This window comes from Thermodesulfovibrio yellowstonii DSM 11347 (assembly GCF_000020985.1).
Taxonomy (GTDB): Bacteria; Nitrospirota; Thermodesulfovibrionia; order Thermodesulfovibrionales; family Thermodesulfovibrionaceae; genus Thermodesulfovibrio; species Thermodesulfovibrio yellowstonii.
Genome location: NC_011296.1, coordinates 1,332,871 through 1,357,583 on the forward strand (window position 1 = coordinate 1,332,871; position 24,713 = coordinate 1,357,583).

General features: G+C 32.7%; 29 protein-coding genes. 16 read left to right on the forward strand and 13 right to left on the reverse strand.

Features of this window, described 5'->3' with window-relative positions:
* Positions 1-11 precede the first annotated feature (11 nt).
* From der to THEYE_RS06810, 4 genes are read right to left on the reverse strand one after another with little or no spacing between them, the layout of a single operon-like run.
* Complete coding sequence (gene der, locus THEYE_RS06795) at positions 12-1,358, reverse strand: ribosome biogenesis GTPase Der (protein WP_012546282.1); 1,347 nt, start codon at positions 1,356-1,358, stop codon at positions 12-14.
* Positions 1,359-1,370: 12 nt separating this feature from the next.
* A complete protein-coding gene (locus tag THEYE_RS06800) occupies positions 1,371-2,744 on the reverse strand; it encodes a sigma-54-dependent transcriptional regulator (RefSeq protein ID WP_012546604.1) in 1,374 nt (457 codons plus the stop codon).
* Positions 2,741-4,738: a sensor histidine kinase gene (locus THEYE_RS06805; protein WP_012545337.1), complete on the reverse strand. Its 1,998-nt coding sequence runs from the start codon at positions 4,736-4,738 to the stop codon at positions 2,741-2,743. Before THEYE_RS06805 ends, THEYE_RS06800 begins: the two co-directional genes overlap by 4 nt.
* Positions 4,735-5,289 carry a DUF4390 domain-containing protein gene (locus THEYE_RS06810; RefSeq protein WP_012546074.1) on the reverse strand — a complete coding sequence of 185 codons (555 nt, stop codon included), beginning with the start codon at positions 5,287-5,289 and terminating at the stop codon, positions 4,735-4,737. The genes THEYE_RS06805 and THEYE_RS06810 overlap by 4 nt, the downstream gene beginning before the upstream one ends.
* Before the next feature lie 81 nt (positions 5,290-5,370).
* Between THEYE_RS06810 and THEYE_RS06815 the strand changes: the two genes are divergently transcribed.
* From THEYE_RS06815 to THEYE_RS06850, 8 genes are all read left to right on the forward strand, one after another.
* On the forward strand, positions 5,371-5,718 hold the full coding sequence (locus THEYE_RS06815) for an alanine-zipper protein (RefSeq protein ID WP_012545139.1): 348 nt from the start codon (positions 5,371-5,373) through the stop codon (positions 5,716-5,718).
* 39 nt (positions 5,719-5,757) lie between these two features.
* Entirely contained in the window at positions 5,758-6,525 is a 768-nt protein-coding gene (locus THEYE_RS06820; RefSeq protein WP_012546071.1) for a sulfite exporter TauE/SafE family protein, read from the forward strand.
* Positions 6,522-7,487: an N-acetylmuramoyl-L-alanine amidase gene (locus THEYE_RS06825; RefSeq protein WP_012545910.1), complete on the forward strand. Its 966-nt coding sequence runs from the start codon at positions 6,522-6,524 to the stop codon at positions 7,485-7,487. Before THEYE_RS06820 ends, THEYE_RS06825 begins: the two co-directional genes overlap by 4 nt.
* Positions 7,480-7,995, forward strand: a complete 516-nt coding sequence (locus tag THEYE_RS06830) for a GerMN domain-containing protein (RefSeq protein ID WP_012546501.1) — start codon at positions 7,480-7,482, stop codon at positions 7,993-7,995. The genes THEYE_RS06825 and THEYE_RS06830 overlap by 8 nt, the downstream gene beginning before the upstream one ends.
* On the forward strand, positions 7,995-8,807 hold the full coding sequence (murI, locus tag THEYE_RS06835; protein WP_012545640.1) for a glutamate racemase: 813 nt from the start codon (positions 7,995-7,997) through the stop codon (positions 8,805-8,807). The genes THEYE_RS06830 and murI overlap by 1 nt, the downstream gene beginning before the upstream one ends.
* The gene (gene rph, locus THEYE_RS06840; protein WP_012545252.1) at positions 8,804-9,514 is read left to right on the forward strand and encodes a ribonuclease PH; all 711 of its coding nucleotides are present in this window, start codon (positions 8,804-8,806) and stop codon (positions 9,512-9,514) included. Before murI ends, rph begins: the two co-directional genes overlap by 4 nt.
* A gap of 210 nt (positions 9,515-9,724) precedes the next feature.
* Positions 9,725-10,177 carry a ribose 5-phosphate isomerase B gene (gene rpiB / locus THEYE_RS06845; RefSeq protein ID WP_012546357.1) on the forward strand — a complete coding sequence of 151 codons (453 nt, stop codon included), beginning with the start codon at positions 9,725-9,727 and terminating at the stop codon, positions 10,175-10,177.
* 2 nt (positions 10,178-10,179) lie between these two features.
* A complete protein-coding gene (locus tag THEYE_RS06850; protein WP_164924918.1) occupies positions 10,180-11,412 on the forward strand; it encodes a serine hydroxymethyltransferase in 1,233 nt (410 codons plus the stop codon).
* On the opposite strand, the gene tadA is transcribed toward THEYE_RS06850, so the two are convergent.
* The 7 genes from tadA to THEYE_RS06885 are packed head-to-tail and all read right to left on the reverse strand — an operon-like array spanning position 11,409 to position 15,272.
* Complete coding sequence (gene tadA / locus THEYE_RS06855; protein ID WP_012545402.1) at positions 11,409-11,873, reverse strand: tRNA adenosine(34) deaminase TadA; 465 nt, start codon at positions 11,871-11,873, stop codon at positions 11,409-11,411. The two genes, THEYE_RS06850 and tadA, sit on opposite strands and share 4 nt — an antisense overlap.
* A complete protein-coding gene (hypB, locus tag THEYE_RS06860) occupies positions 11,840-12,484 on the reverse strand; it encodes a hydrogenase nickel incorporation protein HypB (RefSeq protein WP_012545559.1) in 645 nt (214 codons plus the stop codon). Before hypB ends, tadA begins: the two co-directional genes overlap by 34 nt.
* Positions 12,481-12,831, reverse strand: coding sequence for a hydrogenase maturation nickel metallochaperone HypA (gene hypA, locus THEYE_RS06865; protein WP_012546565.1), 351 nt, complete (start codon positions 12,829-12,831; stop codon positions 12,481-12,483). Before hypA ends, hypB begins: the two co-directional genes overlap by 4 nt.
* Positions 12,831-13,148 carry a YtxH domain-containing protein gene (locus tag THEYE_RS06870; protein WP_012545864.1) on the reverse strand — a complete coding sequence of 106 codons (318 nt, stop codon included), beginning with the start codon at positions 13,146-13,148 and terminating at the stop codon, positions 12,831-12,833. The genes hypA and THEYE_RS06870 overlap by 1 nt, the downstream gene beginning before the upstream one ends.
* Positions 13,149-13,150: 2 nt before the next feature.
* On the reverse strand, positions 13,151-13,558 hold the full coding sequence (locus THEYE_RS06875) for a DUF948 domain-containing protein (protein ID WP_012546728.1): 408 nt from the start codon (positions 13,556-13,558) through the stop codon (positions 13,151-13,153).
* Positions 13,559-13,597: 39 nt separating this feature from the next.
* The gene (locus THEYE_RS06880; RefSeq protein WP_012545889.1) at positions 13,598-14,173 is read right to left on the reverse strand and encodes a CDP-alcohol phosphatidyltransferase family protein; all 576 of its coding nucleotides are present in this window, start codon (positions 14,171-14,173) and stop codon (positions 13,598-13,600) included.
* A gap of 1 nt (position 14,174) precedes the next feature.
* Complete coding sequence (locus THEYE_RS06885; RefSeq protein ID WP_012545936.1) at positions 14,175-15,272, reverse strand: inositol-3-phosphate synthase; 1,098 nt, start codon at positions 15,270-15,272, stop codon at positions 14,175-14,177.
* A 587-nt stretch (positions 15,273-15,859) separates the two neighbouring features.
* Here THEYE_RS06885 and xerC point away from each other — a divergent pair.
* From xerC to THEYE_RS06920, 7 genes are read left to right on the forward strand one after another with little or no spacing between them, the layout of a single operon-like run.
* Positions 15,860-16,765, forward strand: coding sequence for a tyrosine recombinase XerC (xerC, locus tag THEYE_RS06890; RefSeq protein ID WP_012545085.1), 906 nt, complete (start codon positions 15,860-15,862; stop codon positions 16,763-16,765).
* On the forward strand, positions 16,765-17,298 hold the full coding sequence (gene hslV / locus THEYE_RS06895) for an ATP-dependent protease subunit HslV (protein WP_012546241.1): 534 nt from the start codon (positions 16,765-16,767) through the stop codon (positions 17,296-17,298). Before xerC ends, hslV begins: the two co-directional genes overlap by 1 nt.
* The gene (hslU, locus tag THEYE_RS06900) at positions 17,298-18,635 is read left to right on the forward strand and encodes an ATP-dependent protease ATPase subunit HslU (protein ID WP_012546464.1); all 1,338 of its coding nucleotides are present in this window, start codon (positions 17,298-17,300) and stop codon (positions 18,633-18,635) included. The genes hslV and hslU overlap by 1 nt, the downstream gene beginning before the upstream one ends.
* Positions 18,607-19,323, forward strand: a complete 717-nt coding sequence (locus THEYE_RS06905) for a septal ring lytic transglycosylase RlpA family protein (protein WP_164924852.1) — start codon at positions 18,607-18,609, stop codon at positions 19,321-19,323. The genes hslU and THEYE_RS06905 overlap by 29 nt, the downstream gene beginning before the upstream one ends.
* Positions 19,313-19,903 carry an FmdE family protein gene (locus THEYE_RS06910; protein ID WP_012545142.1) on the forward strand — a complete coding sequence of 197 codons (591 nt, stop codon included), beginning with the start codon at positions 19,313-19,315 and terminating at the stop codon, positions 19,901-19,903. The genes THEYE_RS06905 and THEYE_RS06910 overlap by 11 nt, the downstream gene beginning before the upstream one ends.
* The gene (gene rlmD / locus THEYE_RS06915) at positions 19,900-21,069 is read left to right on the forward strand and encodes a 23S rRNA (uracil(1939)-C(5))-methyltransferase RlmD (protein WP_012546143.1); all 1,170 of its coding nucleotides are present in this window, start codon (positions 19,900-19,902) and stop codon (positions 21,067-21,069) included. The genes THEYE_RS06910 and rlmD overlap by 4 nt, the downstream gene beginning before the upstream one ends.
* Positions 21,070-21,084: 15 nt before the next feature.
* On the forward strand, positions 21,085-21,420 hold the full coding sequence (locus THEYE_RS06920; RefSeq protein WP_012545383.1) for a cupin domain-containing protein: 336 nt from the start codon (positions 21,085-21,087) through the stop codon (positions 21,418-21,420).
* 254 nt (positions 21,421-21,674) lie between these two features.
* Here THEYE_RS06920 and THEYE_RS06925 read toward each other — a convergent pair whose 3' ends face one another.
* Positions 21,675-22,358, reverse strand: a complete 684-nt coding sequence (locus THEYE_RS06925; protein WP_012546865.1) for a response regulator — start codon at positions 22,356-22,358, stop codon at positions 21,675-21,677.
* Complete coding sequence (locus THEYE_RS06930; RefSeq protein ID WP_012545118.1) at positions 22,355-23,728, reverse strand: ATP-binding protein; 1,374 nt, start codon at positions 23,726-23,728, stop codon at positions 22,355-22,357. The genes THEYE_RS06925 and THEYE_RS06930 overlap by 4 nt, the downstream gene beginning before the upstream one ends.
* Positions 23,729-23,921: 193 nt before the next feature.
* Here THEYE_RS06930 and xopAW point away from each other — a divergent pair, with 193 nt between their 5' ends.
* Positions 23,922-24,626 carry an EF-hand domain-containing protein gene (gene xopAW / locus THEYE_RS06935; protein WP_012546423.1) on the forward strand — a complete coding sequence of 235 codons (705 nt, stop codon included), beginning with the start codon at positions 23,922-23,924 and terminating at the stop codon, positions 24,624-24,626.
* Positions 24,627-24,713: the final 87 nt, after the last annotated feature.

The following is a 24,713-nucleotide window of genomic DNA, read 5'->3' on the forward strand; positions in this document are numbered from 1 at the left end:
AACATAAAAAATTATTTTCTTTGTTTGATTTTTATGTTTATTGGAGAAAATTTAAAGTGAAATGTTTCCCTCAGAAGTTTTTCAATAAATTTGATATGATGTTGCTTGACTGCTGATTGGTCATTGACAAAAACAACAAATGTGGGAGGTGCTACATTAACCTGAGTTATATAATAAAATTTTAATTCCTTGCCATGAGAAGACATTATCACATCTTTTAGTTTTTCACTAAAAAGTCTATTCAATTCAGATGTTGATACTCTTTTGGAGTACTCTTCTAAAATCTGGTCAATGAGAGGAAATATTTTGGTAAGTCTCGTTTTATCTATAGCGGAAACAGTCAAATATGGTGCATAATCTACAAACCATAGTTTATGTTTTATTTCATCTGTAAAAAATTTTGCTTTTTTGTCTCTTTCATTCGCTGGAATCAAATCCCATTTATTAATTAAAATTATCAATCCTTTCTTCTGTTCCGCAACAATTCCTGCAATTTTCTGGTCCTGATTGACAATTCCTTCAAGGGCATCTATAACCAGAATAGCCACATCAGCTCTTTCAATGCTTCTTAATGCTTTAAAATATGCAAGTCTTTCTACATAAATTTCCTGAGATATCTCTTTTTTATAATAAGAAAGTCTTTTTATTCCTGCTGTGTCAATCAGCAAATATTTCTTTCCGTAATATGTGCAGATAGCATCAATTGTATCCCTTGTTGTTCCAGGGATAGGGCTAACAATCATTCTTTTTTTACCAAGTAAAGCATTGATAATTGTTGATTTACCAACATTGGGACGACCTACAACAGCTATCTTTGGTAAGTTCTGTTGTTCTAAGTTTACTGGTTGAGTATCAGGGATTTTTTCAATAATTTTATCAATAAGTTCATCAAAGCCATATCCTGTAATTCCTGAAATTGGTATAAGTTCTTCAGTGCCTATGCTATAAAAATCATATATTCTACTGAGCTTTGAAGGATCATCTATTTTATTAACAACCCACAAAATATCTTTACCTGTTTGTCTTAACTGCCTTGCTGTTTCAATATCATCTGGAAGTAATCCTTCTTTACTGTCAAGAAGATGAATTATCAAATCTGCATCAGATATTGCCATCTCTATTTGTTCCAGCATCTGTTTCTGAATTATGTCTTCTATCTTTTCTTCAGGGAAAAAGCCTCCTGTATCAACCACTATAAATTCTTTATCATCCCATTTCGCAACTCCATAGTTTATATCTCTTGTTACTCCTGGAAATTTGTCTGTAATTGCTTTAATTTTCTCATCAGATTTAATCATTCTATTAAAAAGTGTTGATTTTCCAACATTTGGTCGCCCTACAATAACTACAGTAAACATTCTAAACTCCTTTTAATTTTCTGAAAATTCTTTTGGAAGAGTTATTCCGAGAGATTTGATTTTCTTATAAAGATTGCTTCTTTCTATTCCTATAATTTCTGCTGTTTTTGTCATGTTCCAATTATTTTCTTTGAGTTTTTTCAAAATAAAATCCCTTTCAAAAGCATCCCTTGCTTCTCTTAATGTGGTATAAGAAAAATAAGATTCTTCTTTTAATCTATTTCTTATTATTCCTGTGTTTTCAATATCTAAAGCTTCTATTGTTTCTTGTGGAATCATTATCATTAATCTTTCTACAGCATTCTTCAATTCTCTTACATTTCCGGGCCAGTCATAATTCTTAAGAATCCGCATCGCATCATCGCTAATCTTTTTTCTTCTCCATCCTTTTTCTCTGCTAAATTCATCCATAAAGTAGTTTACAAGCTCTGGAATGTCCTCTTTTCTTTCTCTTAAGGGAGATATATAAACTGGAACAACATTAAGCCTGTAATAAAGATCTTCACGGAAGTTACCTTTTTTAATCTCTTCGGTAAGGTCTTTATTTGTTGCTGAAATAATTCTAACATTGACTGTTATATCCCGTGTTCCTCCAACTCTTTGAAATTTCTGGGTTTCAATTACTCTTAAAAGTTTTGCCTGAGTAAGTAATGACATATCTCCAATCTCATCAAGGAAAAGAGTTCCTTCATTTGCAAGCTCAAACTTACCAATTTTTTTATCTATTGCTCCGGTAAAAGCACCCTTTTCATGACCGAATAATTCACTTTCTATAAGCTCCTGAGGGATCGCTGCACAGTTTACCTCAATAAAAGGAGCATTCGCTCTTGGGCTCAATGAATGAATCATTCTTGCTACAAGTTCTTTGCCTGTTCCACTTTCGCCTAATATTAAAACTCTTGAATCACCTCTGGCAATCATTTCAATCTGAGATTTGATTTTTTTCATTGCCTGAGAATTTCCAACAAGCTCATATTTTTTTAGTATGCTACTACGAAGTTTTATATTTTCTTTTTCAAGACTCTTAAACTGTAATGCTCTTTCTGCAGTGAGTATTATTCGTTCCATTGACAGAGGTTTTTCAAGAAAATCAAATGCTCCAAGTTTAACAGCCTGAACCGCTACTTCAACATTTCCATGCCCTGAAATCATAATAACTGGAATATGAAAATCTTTTTCCTTTATTTTTTTTATTGCTTCAATTCCACTCATTTTAGGAAGCCAGACATCAAGAAAAACTAAATCTACATCTTCTTTATCAAGAATCTCAATTGCAGTCTCAGCATCCTTTGCTGTAAGCGTTGTATATCCTTCATCTTCCAAAATTCCAGAAACTGTATCAAGTATTCCAACTTCGTCATCAATAATAAGAATTTTACCTTTCAAGCAGGCACCTCTATTTTAAAAATTGTTCCTGAAGGTTTATTATCCATAACAAATATCCTCCCATCATGTTCAGTAATAATTTTCCTTGCAATCGTCAATCCAAGCCCTGTCCCTTCCTTTGTCTTTGAAAAATAAGGTAAAAAAAGTTTTTCTTTTATTTCATCATCAACCCCTGGACCTGTATCAGCAATTTCAATCTGAAGACTATTATTTAGTTTAACAGATATTGTTATTTCACCTTTAGCATTCATTGCCTTTATAGCATTGTCAATTATATTTATCAAAACTCTTTTAAACTCATGATAATCAAGTAAAACAGGCTTAATTTCTCCATCAGATATAAAATTTATCTTAACATCCTTGTATCCTCTGTAAAGCTCTATCACATCTTGTATTAAATCTACTGGATTTACAGGTTCTTTTTTAATCTCAGGGAGTTTGCCCAGTTTCTGGAAAGCATCAATGAGATTTTTAAGAGACTCAACTTCTGAAATAATTCTCTGGGTTGACTTTTCAAATACTTTATCAAATTCTTCATCTTTATTTTTCCATTTTTTAACAAGCCTCTCAGTAGCGAGTTTGATAGGTGTAAGAGGATTTTTTATCTCATGCGCAAGTCTTCTGGCTACTTCTTCCCATGCAACTGCCTGCTGAGCTTTAACAATATCTGTGATATCATCAAATACTACAAGAATTCCTGTAGCTTCACTTTCCTCAAATTCTCTTAATGAGACAATTCTTGCTTTTATCATTTTATTTCTACCTTTTATTTTAATATTCAAATCTTTGGAAATCTCATAAATTCGCTCTTGAGAGAGTTTTTTTATAAACTCTTTTAATTCATCAGATTCAACAAATTCCAGAATTTCTGAATAATGTCTACCTTGAAGCTTATCTGCTGAAATTTGCAGTATCTCCTCCCCTGCTTTATTTATTTTTAATATTTTACCGCTGTTCCCAACAAAAATAATTCCTGAAGTTATATTGGAAAATATTCTTTCAAGCAAAATATGTCTTTCCGATAACTCAATATAGGCTTTGTCAAGCTTGCTTATCATTTCATTAAACGAATTTACAAGTATTCCAATTTCATCAGAACTCTTAGTAAGAATTTTTACCTTAAGATCACCTTCAGCAACTCTCTGAGTTGCCTGAACAAGTTCTTTTAAAGGATTCGTAATTTCCTGAGAAATTTTTAAGGATGCCCAGAGTGCAAGAAATATTATAATAAGACTTAAAAAACCAAGAAACATAAAGTAGTTTGATTTAACAGCCTTTCTAAAAGAACCCATTTTAAGATACTCTTCATGATATGCTTTAACTTCTTCAACTTTTTTGGTTACATAAGAAGGAATGCTCATTTTTAAAACAATAACTCCTTGTTTTTCAGGTAATGCAGCTATAATTACATCTCCATCTGAAGAAGATATAACCTGTGTTGATTTTTTACCCTGAAAAGCATCCCGTATTGATTCTGGCATATCTTCCTGAGGATTTTTGAGTCTCTCAACAGAAATCCCATCTGGAAGCCCTTTTATTTTACCTTCATTGAAATCTTCAGCAAATTTAAGCAGTCTTGCTTTTTCAAAATCATAAAAAGACTTAACTGTATCTATTGTTTTTGAGATAACTTCTCTATTTGATTTGGAAAAAATTCTCTCTATTGAACTTTCAAGAACCCCGCTGAAAGCAATAAATAAAAGTGCTGAAGGAATGAGCACCAATCCTACAAAAATAGTGACTATTTTTATCCTGAATCTATAACCAGGAACTTCTCTATGTTTTTCAAGATAAAGCCTGAATATACTTCTTATAACAAAAAATCCTAAGGTTATAATGGAAATTATATTTATTACAAAGAGTGAGACAATTATGAATCTTGTAGGAATCTGCTCAGGAGGTAGTCTTAAAAGATAAATTTCAAATCCAAGCACAATAAAAAGCAAGACTGTAAGGAAAATAGGGAAAAAATATTTTTTCATTTTCTCTTTCATGGCAATCTAAAGTATTCTGATTCCTTTGTTATCTTTTTCTCATATGTTGGTATAAAAAACAAGATGTGCTCAAGAACAGAAGGAAGCTTTTTTATATTTGATTCAACTGTAATTTTTATATAGTATTTTCCTCTATCCACATTATTAATATTTGCTATTTTTATAGGCTCTGTCTTTAATGCCCAATCTAATGCCTCCTGCCAGTTTTTAAATCTCTTCTCTGTTAGTTTATCTCCTTCTAAGGTTTTTATAATAAATTCATCTTTTATAGGATCAGGAATCAAAATCCTCTGTATTTGAACTCCACTTATAAACTCATCAGGAATAATTGACCATCTTCGGTAAAGTTCCACAAGTATAAGAATGTTTTTACTTAAACCATTTTTAAAATCATCAATAAACTCCTGAGAGGGAATAATATGAGCTTTAACTGTCAAAAAAGAATTGTTTTTCTGGATTTCCATGTTAATATTTTCAATTGCATGTGCATAAAACGCATGAAAAAGCAAAAATCCAGCAGTAAATAACATATTTCTTGCAAACTTTTTCATCAGTTTTATTATATTATTTTTGCTTTACTTTTTATTAATCTTTATGATAAAAACAAAATTAAAATCTTGTGGAGGTGCACCATGAAAAGATTTTTAATTATTACAGGAGCAATTTTTGTTTTTCTCACTGGTTGCGCAACAAAAGAATATGTTAAAGAACAAACTGACCCTATCAATCAAAAACTTGAGAGAATTGAAAAACAACTTGAGAATATGAACAAAGATATTTCTTCTCTTAGAACAGACATCAAAGCTGTTAGCTCAAATGTAGAGTCTGTTAACTGGACAGCAAAGGAAGCATTAAAAAAATCCGAAGAAGCAGTTAAAGAATCTAAGGCTGCAGTAATGCAAGCACAGGATGCAGCAAGAAAAGCTCAGGCTGCAGCGGAAACTTCTAAAAAGGCTTTTGAACTACAACAGAAAAAGTAATTTGACATTTTAGATTGATAAATATTAAATTTTCTGATTATGAAAAGCCGATTTATTCATTCTCTATGGATTGGGCTTGTAGCAGGTTGTTTTGGCGGTCTTGTTGGGCTTGGTGGCGGTGTAGTCATGATTCCTCTTATGGTAGCTGTTCTCAAAATTACTCAACATAGAGCTCACGGAACAAGTCTATTTGCTCTTGTATTTACAGGAATTACAGGTGCAATTACATATGGAATGAAAGGCTCTGTTGATTTTATCGCATCTTTGATTCTCGCTGTCACAGCAATTTTTACAGCAAGAATAGGCGCTAAATTTGCACATAGTCTGCCAGAGTGGAAACTTAAAAGAGCTTTTGGTGCTTTTTTAATTTTCGCTGCCTTAATTTTAATAGCAAAACCTTACCTTGCTGAGTTATATCATTTTGAATTTGGAGGCACTGCAAAAATTATTACCCTTCTTGTAATAGGCATATTTGCAGGTTTTCTTGCTGGAATGATGGGTATAGGTGGTGGAACTGTTATGGTTCCAGCGCTTGTTCTTATATTAAACTATGGACAACATATAGCACAGGGAACATCTCTATTATGTATGGTTCCTGCAGGTGCTGTAGGTGCATATACACATCTGAAACTTGGAAATGTCATAAAAGAATTGCTTCCAGGATTGATTGTTGGAATAATTTTAGGAACATATATTGGCTCTAATATTGCACATGCTCTTGCAGATGCTTATCTAAGGGTTATATTTGCTTTTATTATTATATGGACAGGAATAAGATTCTTAAAAACACCAAATCCTGCTAAATGATAAAAAAAACAGTTTTTTTAATATTTTTAATCTTATCGGTCAATGTTAATGCACAAGATAATCTCCATAAAATAGTTATAAAATATGGGAAACATCAAGATTTTCATAGATTTGTTTTTATATGTGAGAAACCTGAGATTGCCTATTCAATAAATGTAAATTTATTAAAAGATGGAAAAATAAAGCTGAGTTTTATAAGCCCATTTGAAATTGAATTTGATGGAAAAATCTTATCAGCACAGGACAGTATAAAAGATTTAAAAATTTTAAAAGAAGATAAAAATCTTATTATCGGAACTTCAAACATTGATAGAATAAAAGTTTCAAGATATGAATCTCCTTCAAGGCTTGTTATAGATGCCTATTTAGAAGAAACAGCCCTTGAAGAAAAAACTAAAACTGTTTCAGTATTAATTGATCCAGGACACGGAGGAGAAGATTACGGTTTACAAGGGAAAGACAATAATGAAAAAAATATGGACTTGTATATCTCAAAAGAAATAGCATCAAGACTTGCACAAAAGGGTATAAAAACATCTCTAACAAGAGGGATTGATGAATATCTATCATTGAAAAAAAGATTAAAACTGGAAAACAAACTAAAGCCCTCTTTATTTCTGAGTATTCATTTATCAACCGGAGACTATTTTGTCATCTATACATCTCCTATAAAGAAAAATATATCAAAGGATGATCCTTCAAAAGTTTTCTTCACTGAAGATAACTTAGTAAAAAGTTTTACAAACAAATTAAAGGAGAAATTTTCAGAACCTCTTTATACTGAAAAATTGCCTGCAACTCTTTTGAAAGAAGCTTACACACCTGCATTGATGATTGAAATTCCTAAACGAGTTTTGTTTTCTGATAAAAACTATACAAACAAGCTTATAGATGTAATGGTTCAAGTAATTTTAGAAAATTTTAAATCAAAAATCAAACCGGAAAAGGCTAAAAATGAATAAAAAACTTATTATAGTTTCCTTCATATTGATAGCTATAATAGCAGGAATTATAATTTATTTTTCTTTCCTAAAATACGATAAAAAGGCATTTTCTGAAAAATTCAAAACTGAAGAAGCTATTGAAACCTTTAAAATATATATACCTTCTTCTACTTCTTTGGTAACAAAAGAAATATACTTACAAAAAGACGAATTAGAGTTAAAAAATCTTGAAAAAATTTTGGAAATTTTTTTAGTAGAGCTACCATCCCCCTTAAAAGAAACAAAAATTCTTGGAATATATAGAGATAAAGAAAACATAATTTATTTAGATTTATCAAAAAATTTTGCTGCACCTCAGAGTATGCGGGAAGAATATTTTGTAATTAAATCACTTTATAAAACTTTGAAAGAAAACTTCACATGGATAAAAGATATTAAGATTCTCATAGAGAGCAAAGAAATTGAAACTCTCTCAGGTCATATATCAATTGACTCATCTTTAAAGGAGGTAATGGAGGAAAGTTAATGAGAGAAAAACCTGTAGGCATTTTTGACTCCGGAGTTGGAGGATTAACTGTTTTAAAAGAAATAGCGAAATTGCTTCCTAATGAAGAATTGATCTATCTTGGAGACACAGCAAGAGTTCCTTATGGAATCCGTTCTGCTGAAACAGTTATTAAATATTCTATTGAATGTGCGAGTTTTCTTTTTAAAAAAGGAATTAAAATCCTTGTTGTAGCCTGCAATACATCTTCATCTGTAAGCCTTGAAGTTTTAAAAGAAAAGCTACCAATAGCTGTTATTGGTGTTATTGAACCAGGTGTCAGAGCAGCATTAAAAGCTACAAAAAATGGGAAAATCGGCATTATTGGAACAGAAGCAACTATTCAGAGTGGAGCCTATCCAAAAAAAATTAAATCAATAGAACCAGAAATAGAAGTCATTTCAAAAGCCTGCCCGTTATTTGTGCCATTAGTTGAAGAAGGAATTTTAGAAGGCAGTATTGCTGAACTAATAGTTGAAAGGTATCTAAAAGAATTAAAAAATAGCGGGATTGATACTTTAATTCTTGGATGCACACACTATCCTCTGCTGAAAAAGACTATTCAGAAATATATGGAAGGAATTCAACTTGTTGATTCTGCTGAAGAAATATCTCGTGAAGTAAAAGAAATGCTTTCTTATCAGGGACTTATAAATGAAAAAACAAATTCAGGAGGAAAAACATTCTATGTAACTGATTCTCCTGACAGATTTAAAAAAATTGGTGAAATATTTTTAGATTGTAAAATAGATAACATTTTTAAAGTTTCTCTTGAGGAGGGAAAAATTAAATGAGGCCAGATGGAAGAAAAAATGATGAACTTAGACCAATAAAAATTGAAAAAAACTTCATAAAAAATGCAGATGGGTCAGTTTTAATAGAACTTGGCAATACACGTGTAATATGTACAGCTTCAATAGAAAACAAAGTGCCTCCCTTTTTAAAGGACCAAAAAAAGGGATGGATCACAGCAGAATACGGTATGCTTCCTCGTTCAACTCCTGTTAGAATGCTTAGAGAATCAACATCAGGGAGAGTTGGGGGTAGAACACATGAAATTCAACGACTTATTGGAAGAACATTAAGAGCGGTTGTTGATCTTGAAAAACTCGGTGAAAGAACTATATGGATTGATTGCGATGTAATTGAAGCAGATGGTGGAACTCGTACAGCATCAATAACAGGAGGCTATATTGCATTAGTTGAAGCAGTAAAAAAAGCAATGAATGCTGGAATGATTACAGAAAATCCTATAAAAGACAGTATCGCAGCAATAAGTGTTGGCATTGTATTAGGAGAACCAAGACTTGACCTATGCTATGCAGAAGATTCCCAAGCAGAGGTTGATATGAATATAGTAATGACAGGTTCAGGAAAATTTATTGAAATTCAAGGAACAGCTGAGATTTACCCTTTTTCAAAAGAAAATTTACTTCAACTTTTATCTTTAGCAGAAAAAGGTATAAGGGAGATAATAAGGGTTATAAACAATCTTGATTGAGTATGTATCATGTATTAGTTTTACATTTTGATGATACATACATTTATCAAGAAAAATTATAGATGTTTATGGAGAACCAGATTTGATATGGAAAAACTGAAAAAAGTGAAAGATTAACCTTTCTATCATAGAGTGGATAACAACATTAAACATCAGAAAGTCTGCATAATTAATTTACTAAAATAATTCTAATTATATATAATACTCAACATGAAGATTGCAATTGGTGCTGATCATGCAGGTTTTGAATTAAAAGAACTAATTTCCCAAATTGTTGAAGATGCAGGGTATGAAGTTATTGATATGGGAACTGGTTCATCCTGTTCTGTTGATTATCCAGACTATGCAGAAGCAGTTGCACAGGCAGTATCTGATGAAAAAGCTGAAAGAGGCATTTTAATATGCGGCACAGGAATAGGAATGTCAATAGTTGCAAATAAATTTAAGAATGTAAGAGCAGCCTTATGTAATGACCTGTTTACTGCAAAAATGTCAAGACTTCATAATGATGCTAATATTCTTTGTATGGGCGCAAGAGTCATTGGAAAAGGACTTGCAATAGAGATAGTCAAAACATGGCTTAGCACACCCTTTGAAGCTGAAAGACATTTAAAAAGGGTTGAAAAAATAAATATTATAGAAAGGAAGGTTATTAATAAATGAAGATGAAATCTTTAAGAGAAGTGGATGCTGAAATTTATTCTTTGATACTTCAAGAGAAGAAAAGAGAGACGAATAAAATTCTAATGATAGCCTCTGAAAACTATGCAAGTAGAGCTGTTATGGAAGCTCAGGGTTCACTATTTACCAATAAATATGCTGAAGGTTATCCTGGTAGAAGATATTATGGTGGTTGTGAGTATGCTGATGAAGTAGAAAGACTTGCCCAGGAAAGAGCAAAACAACTTTTTAATGTTGAACATGTAAATGTACAGCCACATTCTGGAACACAGGCAAATATGGCTGTTTATTTTGCAATGCTACAGCCAGGAGATACAATAATGGGAATGAGTCTAACTCATGGTGGACATTTATCACATGGCTCACCTGTCAACTTTACAGGCAAGTTATATAAAACTGTATTTTATGGAGTAAATAAAGAAACAGGCTATATTGACATGGATGAAGTAAGGAGACTTGCACAGGAACACAAACCCAAAATAATTATTACAGGAGCAAGTGCCTATCCAAGAACTATTGATTTTAAAGCATTTAGTGAGATAGCAAAAGAAGTTGGTGCTTATTTAATGGCAGACATTGCACATATTGCTGGCTTAATTGCAACAAGTATGCATCCAAGCCCTGTCCCTTACTCAGATTTTATTACTACCACAACCCATAAAACCCTTAGGGGTCCAAGAGGTGGTGTAGTAATGTGCAAAGCTCAGTATGCAAAAGCCATTGATAAAACAGTTTTCCCTGGGATTCAGGGTGGACCTCTTGTCCATGTAATAGCAGCTAAAGCTGTTGCCTTTAAAGAAGCGCTTTCAGAAGATTTCAAAGAATATCAAAAAAAAGTTATAAAAAATGCGAAAACACTCGCTGAAGCATTAAAAAAGAAAGGTTTTAAACTTGTATCTGATGGAACAGATAATCACCTCATGCTTGTTGACCTTACTAATTTTAATATAACAGGGAAGGAAGCAGAGGAAGCTCTTGACAAAGCTGGAATAACAGTTAATAAAAATACTATTCCCTTTGATACAAAACCTCCTACAGTTACATCTGGTATAAGAATTGGAACTCCTTCTGTAACAACTCGTGGAATGGGTGAAGAGGAGATGGAAAAAATTGCTGAAATAATTGAAAGGGTTATAAAGAATATCTCAAATGATTCAGTTATAAAAGATATGCAAAAAAAAGTTCAAGAACTCTGTAAGAAATTTCCAATCTATTAATCTTCTCTTAATTCTTTAAAAAATCTTTTTAAAATTACACGGCATTCTTCCTCAAGAATGCCGTTTGTTATTTCAACTTGATGATTAAGCCTTTTATCATTAAGAATATTATAAAGACTTACTACTGCTCCACCTTTTGGGTCATTACAACCATAAACCAATCTTTTTATTCTTGAATTAACTATAGCACCGGAGCACATTATACAAGGCTCTTTTGTTACATACAAAGTAGCATCTGTAAGTCTCCATGCACCAAGAATCCTTGCAGCTTCTCTTATTGCAAGTATTTCAGCATGAGCTGTTGGATCAAAAGTTGTCTCTTTAATATTATGAGCCTTTGATATTATTTCACCATTTACAACTATTAGAGCACCAACCGGAATCTCTCCTTTTTCGTATGCTTTCTCAGCTTCCTTAAGTGCTTCTTTCATGAAATATTCGTCATAAGCCAGTTGGTCCACTCATCAATTCCCTGCCCGGTTTTACATGATACTTCAAATATTTTTATTTTGGGATTTAAAAATTGAGCATCTTTTTTTATTTTATCCACGCTTACATCAAGTAAATCTTTAAGGTCAATTTTGTTAATAATTAATACAGAAGATTCCTGAAACATTAAAGGATACTTAAGGGGCTTATCATCTCCTTCAGTTAAACTTAATATCATCACTTTAACATCTTCACCAACTTTAAATTCCGCTGGACATACAAGATTACCCACATTTTCTATAAATAAAAGGTCCAAATCTTTTAAGGGTAAATCTTTTGCTGCATCAGCTATCATATTTGCATCAAGATGACATGCTCCTTCTGTGTTTATCTGAACTACAGGAACTCCGAGACGGTCAATTCTTTCAGCATCATTAGTTCCAGTTATGTCTCCCTCAATAACGCCTACTTTAACTTTGTCTTTGATAACACTGATTGTTTTTTCAAGAAGAGAAGTTTTTCCTGCTCCAGGAGAACTCATAAGATTTATTACATAAACTCCAGCTTCTTTAAACATTTTTTTGTTTTCTTCTGCTATTCTTTCATTTGCATCAAGAATTTTTGTTGTTAATTTAACTTTCATTGACTGACCTCCATTTCGGTAATATTAAGTTCTTTTCCAGAAATTATATTTACTGAAAAGCTTCCACAGCTTGGGCATTCAAAAATAAGATAGTTTTCATTACTTTCAAACTCTTTGCCGCAATCTTTACAGACTCCTCTAACAGGAATTTCTTCAATTATTAAATTCGCTTCCTTAGCAAGAGTGTCTTCTTTTAAAACATTAAATGCAAAAAGCAGGGCATCTGTCATGACTCCAGTTGCCCTGCCAACTATAACTTTTATTGAGTCTATTTTTGTATAACCGTTTTTAGAACATTCATCAGAAGCTATTCTAAGGAGTTCCGTAACAATGGACGCTTCATGCATTAAGCTTCTTGCTCCTTCTCTTTAGAGACTTCTTTTTCGTAAGCCTCTTTACCTGCCTCAACAGCTTTAGTAATAGCTGATTTTTTCTCTTCTAATGTTTCTTTGGCTTTATCAAGAGTTGATGAAATTTTTTCTTTAGCTTCTTTTATATAGCTTTCAGCTTTTTCTTTTACATCCTCTGCTGTTTCTTTAATCCTTGCTCTTGTTTCCTTTCCTGCTTGTGGAGCTAAAAGTAATGCTAAACCAGCACCTACTATTCCACCTAATAAAAATGAAATAAATACTGACTTTGCACTAAATCCTCTTTCCTCATCCATTTTTACTTACCTCCTTTCTTTATGTTTTCTAAAAAAACATTTGCTGCAACAGTTATGGCTGTTTTTAAAGCACTACTTTTTAGTGAAAGCGAGCTTTTTACTTTTTCAACAGTTGTGACAAGTTCAGATACAATAAAGTTTAATTTTTCCACAGTTTTTGAAAGTTCTCTTATTTTATAAGTTACTTCATTCACATCCTCAACTGACTCTCTAACTCCATGAATAACCTTTTCAGCTTCATTAATAGTAGGATCTAATTTTGTCTTTGTAACATTAAGAAACTCTTTAAAAGCATTAATGCCTCTTCTTAACTCAATTGCTACAACAATAAGAAAAATTAAAGCAGCTATTAAACTGAGTGTGGCAAGAAAATAACCAATGCTTAAGATAATTATCCATGTCTCATTCATATAAGCCTCCTTCTTTAAAAAAGGATAACATTTTAAATCTTATTGATGCAAATTATTGAACTGTTTTTTGGCATGGAAAATTCTCTGAATTACAGTAGCCCAACTGAGAATTGTAAGAACTAATAATATCGGGAACAAAAGACCTGTTAAACACCCAAAGGCAAGAAAAATCAGCCGTTCAGGTCTCTCTATTATTCCCACATTACAGGATATTCCCAATCCTTCTGCCCTTGCTCTAACATAGGAAATCAAAAAAGAGGCTATCATACATAAAATTGTTAAATAAAGAGCAATATCATCATTGATATTAAAAAAGTGCCATGCTATACCAAGAAAAATAAATCCATCTGCAATTCTGTCAAGAGTTGAATCAAAAAGAGCTCCAAATTTTGTTGTCCTGCCATTAACCCTTGCAACTATTCCATCTATTAAATCAAATACACCACCTGCAAGGATAAGAATACCACCTAAAAAGAGATTGAAAGGGATTACAAAACCTGAAGAGGAAGTTATAATCATTCCGATAAAAGTAATAATATTTGGATTTACAGGAAAGGCTTTTGCTAAAGGTGAAAGGGGTTTATCTAAAAAATGGCTGAATTTCTCACTTAGCAAGTTATCTTTCCCTCTTGCCTTCTATAAACTCCTCCACCATATTTCTTGCCACTTCATCTGGATACTGAACTCTTGGATGCTTCATAAAATAGGCTGAAGGTGATATAAGTAATCCACCTATACCTCTATCAAGAGCTAATTTACAGCATCTTATAGCATCAATAACAACACCTGCGCTATTAGGAGAATCCTCTACAGAAAGTCTGAGTTCAAGATTAATTGGAATGTTTCCAAAAATTTCACCCTCTATTCTTAAAAAGCATACTTTGTTATCATTCATCCATGGAATATAATCAGAAGGACCTATATGAATATGATCAGCAGTAATATCATGAGAAATTTGACTTGTTACTGCTTCTGTTTTAGAAATCTTTTTTGAAGCAAGTCTGCTACGATTTAGCATATTGAGAAAATCAGTATTTCCACCTACATTAAGCTGATAAGTATTTGTTATCCTTACCCCTCTATCCATACAAAGTTTTGTAAGAACTCTATGAACAATTGTGGCACCAATTTGGCTTTTTATATCATCTCCTATTATTGGAATATTTTTTTCTTCAAATTTCTTTATCCATTCATCATTTGATGCTATAAAGACAGGAATACAGTTAATAAATGCAACTCCTGCATCAAGGGCAGCCTGAGCATAAAAGCGAGTTGCCTCTTCTGAGCCAACAGGAAGATAGCTAATCATTATTTCTGCACCTGATTTTTTTAGGATATCTACTACATCTACAGGTTTGGCATCGGATGGGATAAACCTCTTATCATCAGGGTAATCCCTCATATGTTCTGCAACTCCATCAAGTACAGGACCCATTGACACTCTGACAGAATAATCTGGCAGTTCTGAAAAAAATACTTTTGTGCAGTTAGGTTTAGCAAAGACAGCTTCTTTTAAAGGTTTATTTACTTTTCTTTTGTCTATATCAAAGGCAGCTACGATTTCTATATCTCCTGGTAGATATCCTCCAAGATTAAAATGCATTAAACCAGGAACCTGTTCTGGTGAATTATGCTTTTTATAATACTCAATTCCCTGGATGAGAGCACTTGCACAATTTCCTATACCAACAATAGCAAGCTTTATTTTCCCCATTAGCAACTCCTTGTTTTTTATCTGAAAAAATGCTAAAACAAAATTTTATAAACTAATAAATGCCTTTATGTCAAGCACTTTGATTTATTTTTAGTCAAATCAAAGTGTTATAAAATGGAGTCAAGTTACGATAATGATAGATTTTTTATATGAATTTGGAAGCTAAAATTAAAGAAAATGCTCCCAAACTCTGTCCAGAGTATAAACGAAGGAGAAGTGAAAGGTCTGCAAAGAATTTCCACCGTTCTGAGAAGAAGACTCATCGGCTTTGCTTAGGGTGGCAGCAAAACTGTCATTCCGAACCGAGCGAAGCGAGCCCTGAGCCGTAGGCGAAGGGTCTGCGAGGAATCTCCACTTTCCGGAATGGAATAGTAGTAGAGATTCCTCGCACCCATTGAGGGTGCTCAGAATGACAGCGAAAGGCTGAAAAGGAGCAATGCCCTCGGAAAAACCCTTTCGGGACAGATTACAAGGGGTTTTAATCTCCTCTCGGAATTACAGTTAGTGATTAAAGAACCTTTGTAATTTCAAAATAAATTTCTCTTGTTGATTAAATTTAGCTATTGATTTTACAATATTTTTTGAGCATGACAAATACTCAATTTTATATAACCAATTTTTTAAATCACATAAAGCTCCAGAAAGGGGATTCTTCTCATACTCTTAGAGCATATAAAAATGATCTGGAAGAGTTTTTCAATTTTGCTAAAGTTGAGCCTGAAAAAGTTGAGCCTATAGTTATCAGAGGGTTTATTTCAGAGCAAATCCTAAAAGGCAAATCAAAAACAACAGTAGCGAGAAAACTTTCCACTTTAAGGTCTTTTTTTTCCTATCTTTATTCAGAAGGATTTATAAAAATCAATCCTGCAAGAGTAGTGTCTTCTGTGAAGATAAAAAGAGCCCTACCCAAATTTCTTACTGTTGATGATGCTTTTAAACTTGTGGAAGCACCTTCTGAAGATAAATTTACTGTTCAAAGAGACAAAGCAATTCTTGAACTTTTTTATAGCAGTGGTATTAGAGTAAGTGAACTTTGCGGATTAAATCTTGAAGATTTAGATTTAAAGGAAGGACTAATAAAAGTAAGAGGAAAGGGTAAAAAAGAAAGAATTGTTCCAGTAGGGCAAAAAGCAAAGGAAGCTTTAAAGAAATATCTTGCCATAAGGCAAATACTCAGGATTAAAAAAAAGCTTTCCTTAGATGAAACTCCTCTGTTTATAAATAATAGAGGTCAGAGAATTTCTGATAGACAGGTAAGAAGGATTGTTGAAAAATATGCAAAATTTATAGGAGTTCTTGAGAAAATAGGCCCTCACACTCTCAGACACACCTTTGCAAGTCATCTTCTTATGGAAGGAGCTGATTTGAGAGTTATTCAGGAACTGCTCGGACATGCATCTCTTTCAACAACTCAAATTTACACACATGTTGATTTAAAACATTTAATAGAAGTTTATGATAAATCTCACCCACTTTCAAAGGAGGATGAATAATGGATTTTCATGGTACAACTGTTTTATGCGTAAAAAGAAATGATTCAGTGATAATAGCCTCTGATGGGCAGGTTACAATGGGAAATACAGTTCTTAAACATAACGCAAAAAAAATAAGAAAACTTTATAATGGTCAAGTGCTTACAGGTTTTGCTGGTTCTACAGCAGATGCTTTTACACTTTTTGAAAGATTTGAAGGAAAACTTGAAACTTACAAAGGGAATCTATTAAGAGCTGCTGTTGAACTTGCCAAAGACTGGAGAACTGACAAAATTTTAAGAAGACTTGAAGCATTGCTGATTGTTGCAGATAAAGAACATATTTTAATTATTTCTGGAAATGGTGATGTTATTGAACCTGAAGACCAGGTTGCTGCAATAGGTTCAGGAGGACCTTTTGCCTTTGCAGCAGCAAAAGCATTATATGATAATACTGAACTTCCAGCAAAAGAAATCGCTATAAAAGCAATGGAAATAGCATCAAAAATATGTATCTACACAAATAACATAATAATTACGGAGGAATTAAGCTGATGGAAAATCTTACTCCCAAGAAAATTGTTGAAGAACTTGATAAATTCATCATAGGTCAAGAAAGTGCTAAAAAAGCTGTTGCAATAGCTTTAAGAAACAGATTTCGTAGACAACTTCTTCCAAAGGAACTAAGAGATGAGATACTTCCCAAGAATATATTAATGATAGGTCCGACAGGAGTTGGAAAAACAGAAATCGCAAGAAGGCTTGCAAGACTTGTAAATGCACCTTTTGTCAAGGTTGAAGCATCAAAATTTACAGAAGTGGGATATGTGGGCAGGGATGTAGAATCCATAATAAGAGACCTTACAGAAGTTGCAATGAATATGGTTAAACAGGAACATACTGAAAGAGTTCAGGAAAAGGCAAGACAGCTTGCTGAAGAAAGAGTTCTTGACATACTTCTACCTCAACCAAGATATACAAGGGATATGAATGAAGCAGAGGAAAGAACACGATATAAAGAAACAAGAGAGAAACTCAGAAAACAACTCAGAGAAGGCATACTTGATGAAAGATACATTGAGATTGATTTAAAGGAAAAAGTTGTGCCTTTTGGCATTATCTCTAATGTAGCAATGGAAGAAATAGAGATAAATCTTAAAGAAATGCTTGGAAGTTTTTTGCCAGAAAAAGTAAAAAGAAAAAAAGTAAAAATTCCAGAGGCTATTCAGTTATTTACACAAGAAGAAGCAAATAAATTGATTGATATGGAAAAGGTAACAAAAGAAGCCATTGAGAGAGTAGAGCAAACAGGAATTGTTTTCATAGATGAGATTGATAAAATTGCATCTCGTGGTAGTTCCTACGGACCTGATGTATCTCGTGAAGGAGTTCAAAGAGACTTACTTCCAATTGTAGAGGGTTCAACTGTTACAACAAAGTATGGTCCTGTAAAAACAGACCATATTCTTTTTATTGCTGCAGGAGCTTTCCATGTGGCAAAACCTTCTGATTTGATACCTGAGCTTCAGGGTAGATTTCCTATTAGAGTTGAACTTAATTCTCTTGGCAAGGAAGAATTTGTAAGAATTCTTACAGAACCTGACAATGCACTCATAAAGCAGTATATTGCTCTTTTAGCAACAGAAGATGTTTATCTTGAGTTCACACAGGATGGAATAGAAGAGATTGCGGATATATCTCAACAGGTAAATGAAAAAACAGAAAACATTGGTGCAAGAAGGCTACACACAGTAATGGAAAAACTTCTTGAAGACATCTCATTTAATGCTTCAGAGTTAAAGGGGCAGAAAATAACAATTGATGCTAAGTTTGTAAGAGAAAAATTGAGCGAAATAATAAAAAGTGAAGACCTTAGCAGATACATTCTTTAGACTTGAGGCTAAAGGTGTAAGGCTTAAGATAATTAGCTTATGTATGTTGCTGATAATTTCCTGTGCTCCTGTAAAAAAACCTCCTTCAGTTGAATATGCTCCGACAGAAGCACGGAAAGGTGTTGCTTCATGGTATGGACCCGATTTTCATGGAAGACCAACAGCCTCAGGAGAAATTTACAACATGTATGATTATACCTGTGCTCACAGAGAATATCCTTTTGGAACCAAACTAAAAGTTGTGAATCTTCAAAATGGTAAGAATGTTACATGCACAGTAAATGACAGAGGACCATTTGTCTCTGGAAGAGACCTTGATTTATCATATGCCTCAGCAAAAAAGATTGATTTAATAGGTCCAGGAACAGCAGAGGTTTTAATGGAACCAGTTGGAAGGGATATGAATTATGTAAAATATGTAAGATATACTCCTCTATCTGGAGCATTAACAATACAGGTAGGTGCTTTTAAAGAAATTGACAATGCATTACGATTAAAACAAGCTTTAAGTTTTAAATATCAGAATGTTTACATAAATAAATCAAATATAAAAGGAGAGATTTTTTACAGAGTTAGAGTTGGAAAGTTTACAAACTATGACGAAGCCTTCAATTTAGCTAAATCAATGGGACAGGAAGGATACAAAGTAATAATTACAAATTTTGTTGGAGGGAAAGATGAAATTTAGTTTTGAAGATGTCATAAAGTTTCATGGTCATAGTTGTCCTGGTCTTGCACTTGGTTATAAAGTTGCAGTAACAGCGATTGAAGAACTCGGATTGAATGAAAGAGCTCATGATGAAGAACTTGTATGTATTGTTGAAAATGACTCATGTGCTGTAGATGCTATTCAGGTGATCACAGGATGCACCTTTGGCAAGGGAAATTTGATATTCAGGGATTATGGTAAACAGGTATACACATTTTTTAATAGAAAAGACAATAAAGTAGTAAGACTTTCAGTTGACTTTGAGTTTAAAGAATCTGAGAAAGAAAAAACACTGTGGCAAAGATTTATGCAAGGAGATAGATCACGAGAGATTGTTGAATTTATAGAAAAAAGAAAGGCTCAAAAAATAAACCAGATATTAAAAGCTAAAAAAGATGAAATTTTAAAGATAACCTATCCCCAAATAATACCACCAAAAGAAGCAAGAATATTTAAAAGTCTCAAATGTGAAAACTGCGGAGAAAAAGTAGCAGAAGTAAAAGCACGTTTACTAAAAGGTAAAATACTATGCATTCCTTGTTTTGAGGAACTTCTATGAGTGAAATTGAAATTACCCTTACAGGAATTGCCCATCTTGGTGAGGCTATTGGGAAACATAATGGTAAAGTAGTCTTTGTGCCATATGCTATCCCTGGTGAAACGGTTAAAGCAAAAATAATAAAAGACGAAAAAGATTACTGCAGAGCAGAAATATTAGATATTATTGAGCCTTCCTTTTTTAGAGAAAATCCCTCTTGTAAATTATTTGGTATTTGTGGTGGATGCAGCTTTCAACATGTTGCATATAGTTATCAAATAAAGCTCAAAGAAATAGTTGTTATGGAGCAACTAAAAAGAATTGGAGGTTTTGAAAATCCTGAAGACTTCACAAATCTTACCTTAAAAGCTGAAAGCCCTTATAACTATCGTAACAGAGCAGATTTTTCAATAAACAGACAAAATCTTTTAGGATTTAAAATCAGAGGTACTCATAAATTTCTTCATGTAGAATGCTGTCACATAATGCATGATAAGATAAATAAAATGCTTTCACTTCTTCAAGGCAAAAAGCCAAAAAGAAAAAGCCACAACATAACAATAAGATACGGGATAAATACAGGCACATGGCTAATTCAACCAGAAATGGATACAGTAGAAATAGAAACAGGTCAAAAATTTTATTATGAAAGACTTCTTGGAAAAGATTTTATAATATCTGCACCTTCATTTTTTCAGGTTAATACTTATCAGGCAGAAAAACTAATTCAAACTGTCTTAAACTACATAACACAAGAAGATAAAACAGTTATAGATGCCTATGCAGGAGTAGGAACATTTACAGTATTTTTAGCTCAAAAAGCAGAAAAGGTAATTGCAATTGAAGAAAGCCGCTCTGCATACAAAGATGCGCAGATAAATATAAAAAATTTTGATAACATCACCTATTTATGCAAAAAAACAGAAGAAGCACTTTTTGAATCAAAAATAAATGGTGATGCAATAGTCATTGACCCACCAAGAGTAGGCTGTATGAAAGAAGTTTTGCAGGCAATAGCAGAAAAAAAGATTAAAAAAGTAATTTATGTTTCCTGTGAGCCTTCAACACTTGCAAGAGACTTAAAATATCTAAAGGAAATGGGATATAAACTCAAAGAAATTCAACCTGTTGATATGTTTCCCCAGACATATCATATTGAAAATGTAGCTTTAATGATACTTGAATAAAAAAGGAGGGCAAAAATGGCATTAAAAATCAATTTAAACGAAGTTCAGATGAAACCACATCCTAAATTTGAAGGAGTTAAGGTTGGTTATGTTATTACAAAAGAAAAACATCCTGAATTAAGTATTATAATTCTTGAGCTTGACTCAGGAGTTGAAATCCCTTTACATACTCATGAAAAAGAAGTTGACAGCATATTTATAATTGAAGGTGAAGGAGAAATGTATATGGCAGACAGCTGGCAAACAGTAAAAAAAGATGATATTATAGCCATCGCAAGCAAAGAACTTCATGGATTAAAAGCAAAAAAACCTCTAAAATGCTATGTAGTTCATGCCCCGGCTTTATGGTAAAAACTATGGAAACTTGAAAATTTGTAAGATAACATCTTTAATTTTTCAAAAAGTCCTGAATTACCATATTACTACATCTTTTTTTCTCACTTTAAATAATACTTACAGCTTACAATATTCTGAGGCGGAGGGGATTTATCGCTCCGTTCTGAATGATAGAAAAGGAAGACAAGAAATAACAGATAAAGATAAATGAAAAATATCAGACTTGTAGTTTATTAATTTACAAGAAATTATTTGAGCAGTCTTATATATTATTGAAAAAGTTCAAATTTATAGCCTGCACCGTATACAGAATATATCACTTCTTTTTCAGGACTTATTTCTTTAATTTTTTTCCGTAACTTTTTTATATGACTATCAATTGTTCTGTCACTTACAATTCTGTTATCGGGGTACATTATATCCATAAGTTGACTGCGAGTAAAAACTCTACCAGGATTAGAAATAAGAATTTTTAAGAGCCTAAATTCAACAGTTGTAAGATGAAGTTCTTGACCATTAAGAAAGGCTTTTAAACTATTCTCATCAAGGTAAAACCCTGAAGGAAAGCTGATTGCTTTGTCATCTTTAAAATTCATACGGCGGAATATAGCTTTTACTCTTGCAATTAATTCTCTCGGACTGAAAGGCTTACATATATAATCATCAGCACCTAATTCAAGACCAACAATTCTATCCACTTCCTCAATTCTTGCTGTTACCATAATAATAGGGATAGTAGAAAATGAACGTATTTCCCTGCATATTTCAAATCCGTCTTTGTTAGGAAGCATGACATCAAGAATAATCAGATCAGGGCAGTTTTCCTTTGTCCATTGTATAACTCTTGCACCATCATCAAGCCAAAAAGCTTCAAATCCTGAGGCTTTTAAATAGTCTATTAAAAGATTTGCAAGCTTAGGCTCATCTTCTACAACTAAGATTTTCTTTTTCATAGTTCATTCTGAGGCAGTATTATTTTTATTAAAACTCCACCTATAGAGGAAGGAAAAGCTGAAATTGTTCCACCATGTGCCTCAACAATATTTTTACAGATAGCAAGACCAAGTCCAGAACCCCCTGTTTTTCTACTGCGGGAGGTTTCTACTCTATAAAATCTTTCAAAAATTTTATTCAATTCTTCTTCACGTATTCCTGGTTCAGAATCCTCAAATTCAATAGTTGTTTGTTTTTTATCTGAAACTAGACGGATTATCAATTGCCCTCCAGAATTTGTATATTTTAAAGAGTTATCAAATAAATTGGATAAAAGTTGTTGCATTCTTTCTTTATCAGCATATATATTGACAGGCTCTTGCGCTACCTCTATTCTTATTTTAATATTCTTTTTGTTGAACTCTTGGAAATAAGTTTGCACAGACTTTATAAGTAAATTTTTCAAATCAATCTTTTCTTTATGGTAATTTAATGTTCCAATATCTGAAATGGCAAGTTGATAAAGGTCTTCTACAAGTCTGTTAAGTCTTAAAATTTCGTTATGGATTGAGTTAATAGTTTCAAGATTAAGGGGTCTGATACCGTCTATTATAGCTTCCACTTCTCCTCTTAGAATGGTTACAGGAGTTCTTATTTCATGAGAAATATCAGCTATCCATTGTCTTCTCGCCTTTTCATTCTTTTCAAGTGCCAGAGCCATCTCATTAAAATTTTTGGCTAATTTTCCTATCTCATCAGCAGAGGATACAGAAACTCTTGCAGAGTAATTGCCTGCAGTAATCTTATTTGTCGCTTTAGCCATTTCCTTTAAAGGATATATCAAATATTTAGAAATAGATATTGAAAATATTCCTACAAATAATAATACAGAGGCAACTATAATCAATAAAGCGGTTTTTTGTTTTTTTAGAAAATCTATTTGAGGTGGCGATAAAAAATGCTTTGGTGATCTTATCCCTATATAACCAATTATTTCCTGTTCATAAAAAATTGGCTTGCATTTCAAATTTTTAATGTCAGAACTATCTCCAACGACAGGATTTTTATCCATATCTAAGACCACAAAAGGGGGAAACGGAAGATGAGGACGTGGAGGAAATTGCAGAGATGGCTGGTTATTGTTGATATTCTCTAAAAGTTGATAAAACATTTCAGGGCTATCTTTTAGAAATTGCCAGTTTTTGCTTTGAGCATATAGAGTTGAAAGTCTCATTCCTAATTGCTCAAGCCTGCTTTGTTCAATTTGATTTAAATATTCAAAAAAACCGTAATTAATACTCCAATAGACAAAAAAGAAAACTGATAAAAGAGCCATTGCCGTTGCACCAAAGATTGAAAGAAATAATTTCTGTCTTAAAGAAAGCTTCATAGTCTTATTTTACAACCAAAATATTATTAAATGTTTATTTTCAAAATATTTCCTTATTTTATTCACATTTTTTACACAGACAGAGGCGATATTTCTATATAGAGATAAATAAAAAACAGGAGGTGATGTATTATGAGGGTTTAAAGTAAGGTAAAAAAATTTTTGAATAGAAAAATTAACAAGGAGGGACAAAATGGAAATCAATTTAAGCAGTATCGGAAATTATGCCTATATTATGAATTCGCAATCAAGGCAGAAAAGTTTTGATGGATTGTTTTCTAAAATTGACACTAATTCTGACAACACAGTTGATGAAACAGAACTTTCTTCATTCTTAGAAGATATTTCAACTATTTCGGGTAAATCATTCGATATCAAGGATATTCTTTCAACTTATGATGCAGATGAAAATGGCTCATTAAGCAAAGATGAACTTCAGAGTTTTATGAAGGAAAATGTCCCACCACCTCCACATATGAAACAAAGAGAAGATATTTTCAGTAAAATAGATACCAATGGGGATGACAGCATTGATGAAACTGAGTTTGAAGAATTTACAAGTAAGATGTCTGAAATTACGGGTAAATCCACTGATACAGATTCCTTCTCTCTTTATGACACAGATGGAGATGGAGTATTAAGTAAAGATGAATTGAACAATTTTATGAAAGAAAATTTTCAGCCACCACCGCCACCACATAATATGAACTCAGCTGCCTCTGCTTACTCTTCAGTAAATGAAAGTGACCAGATTAGTTCTGCGATTGATTCATTAATCAATCAGTTAAGTAGCAATGGCTCTGATTCCTCCTTTAGTTCTACATTGTTAAAGCTATTTTCTACATGGAATTCACAACGAGAAAGCGGATATAGCAATTTGCTAAACATTGAGGTATAAACTAATGCAGAGAGGGAAGGTAGCAGTATAATCCCTCTCTGCATTTTGTAAAATTCATATTTATTTCAAATTTGTTTCAAATTTTTA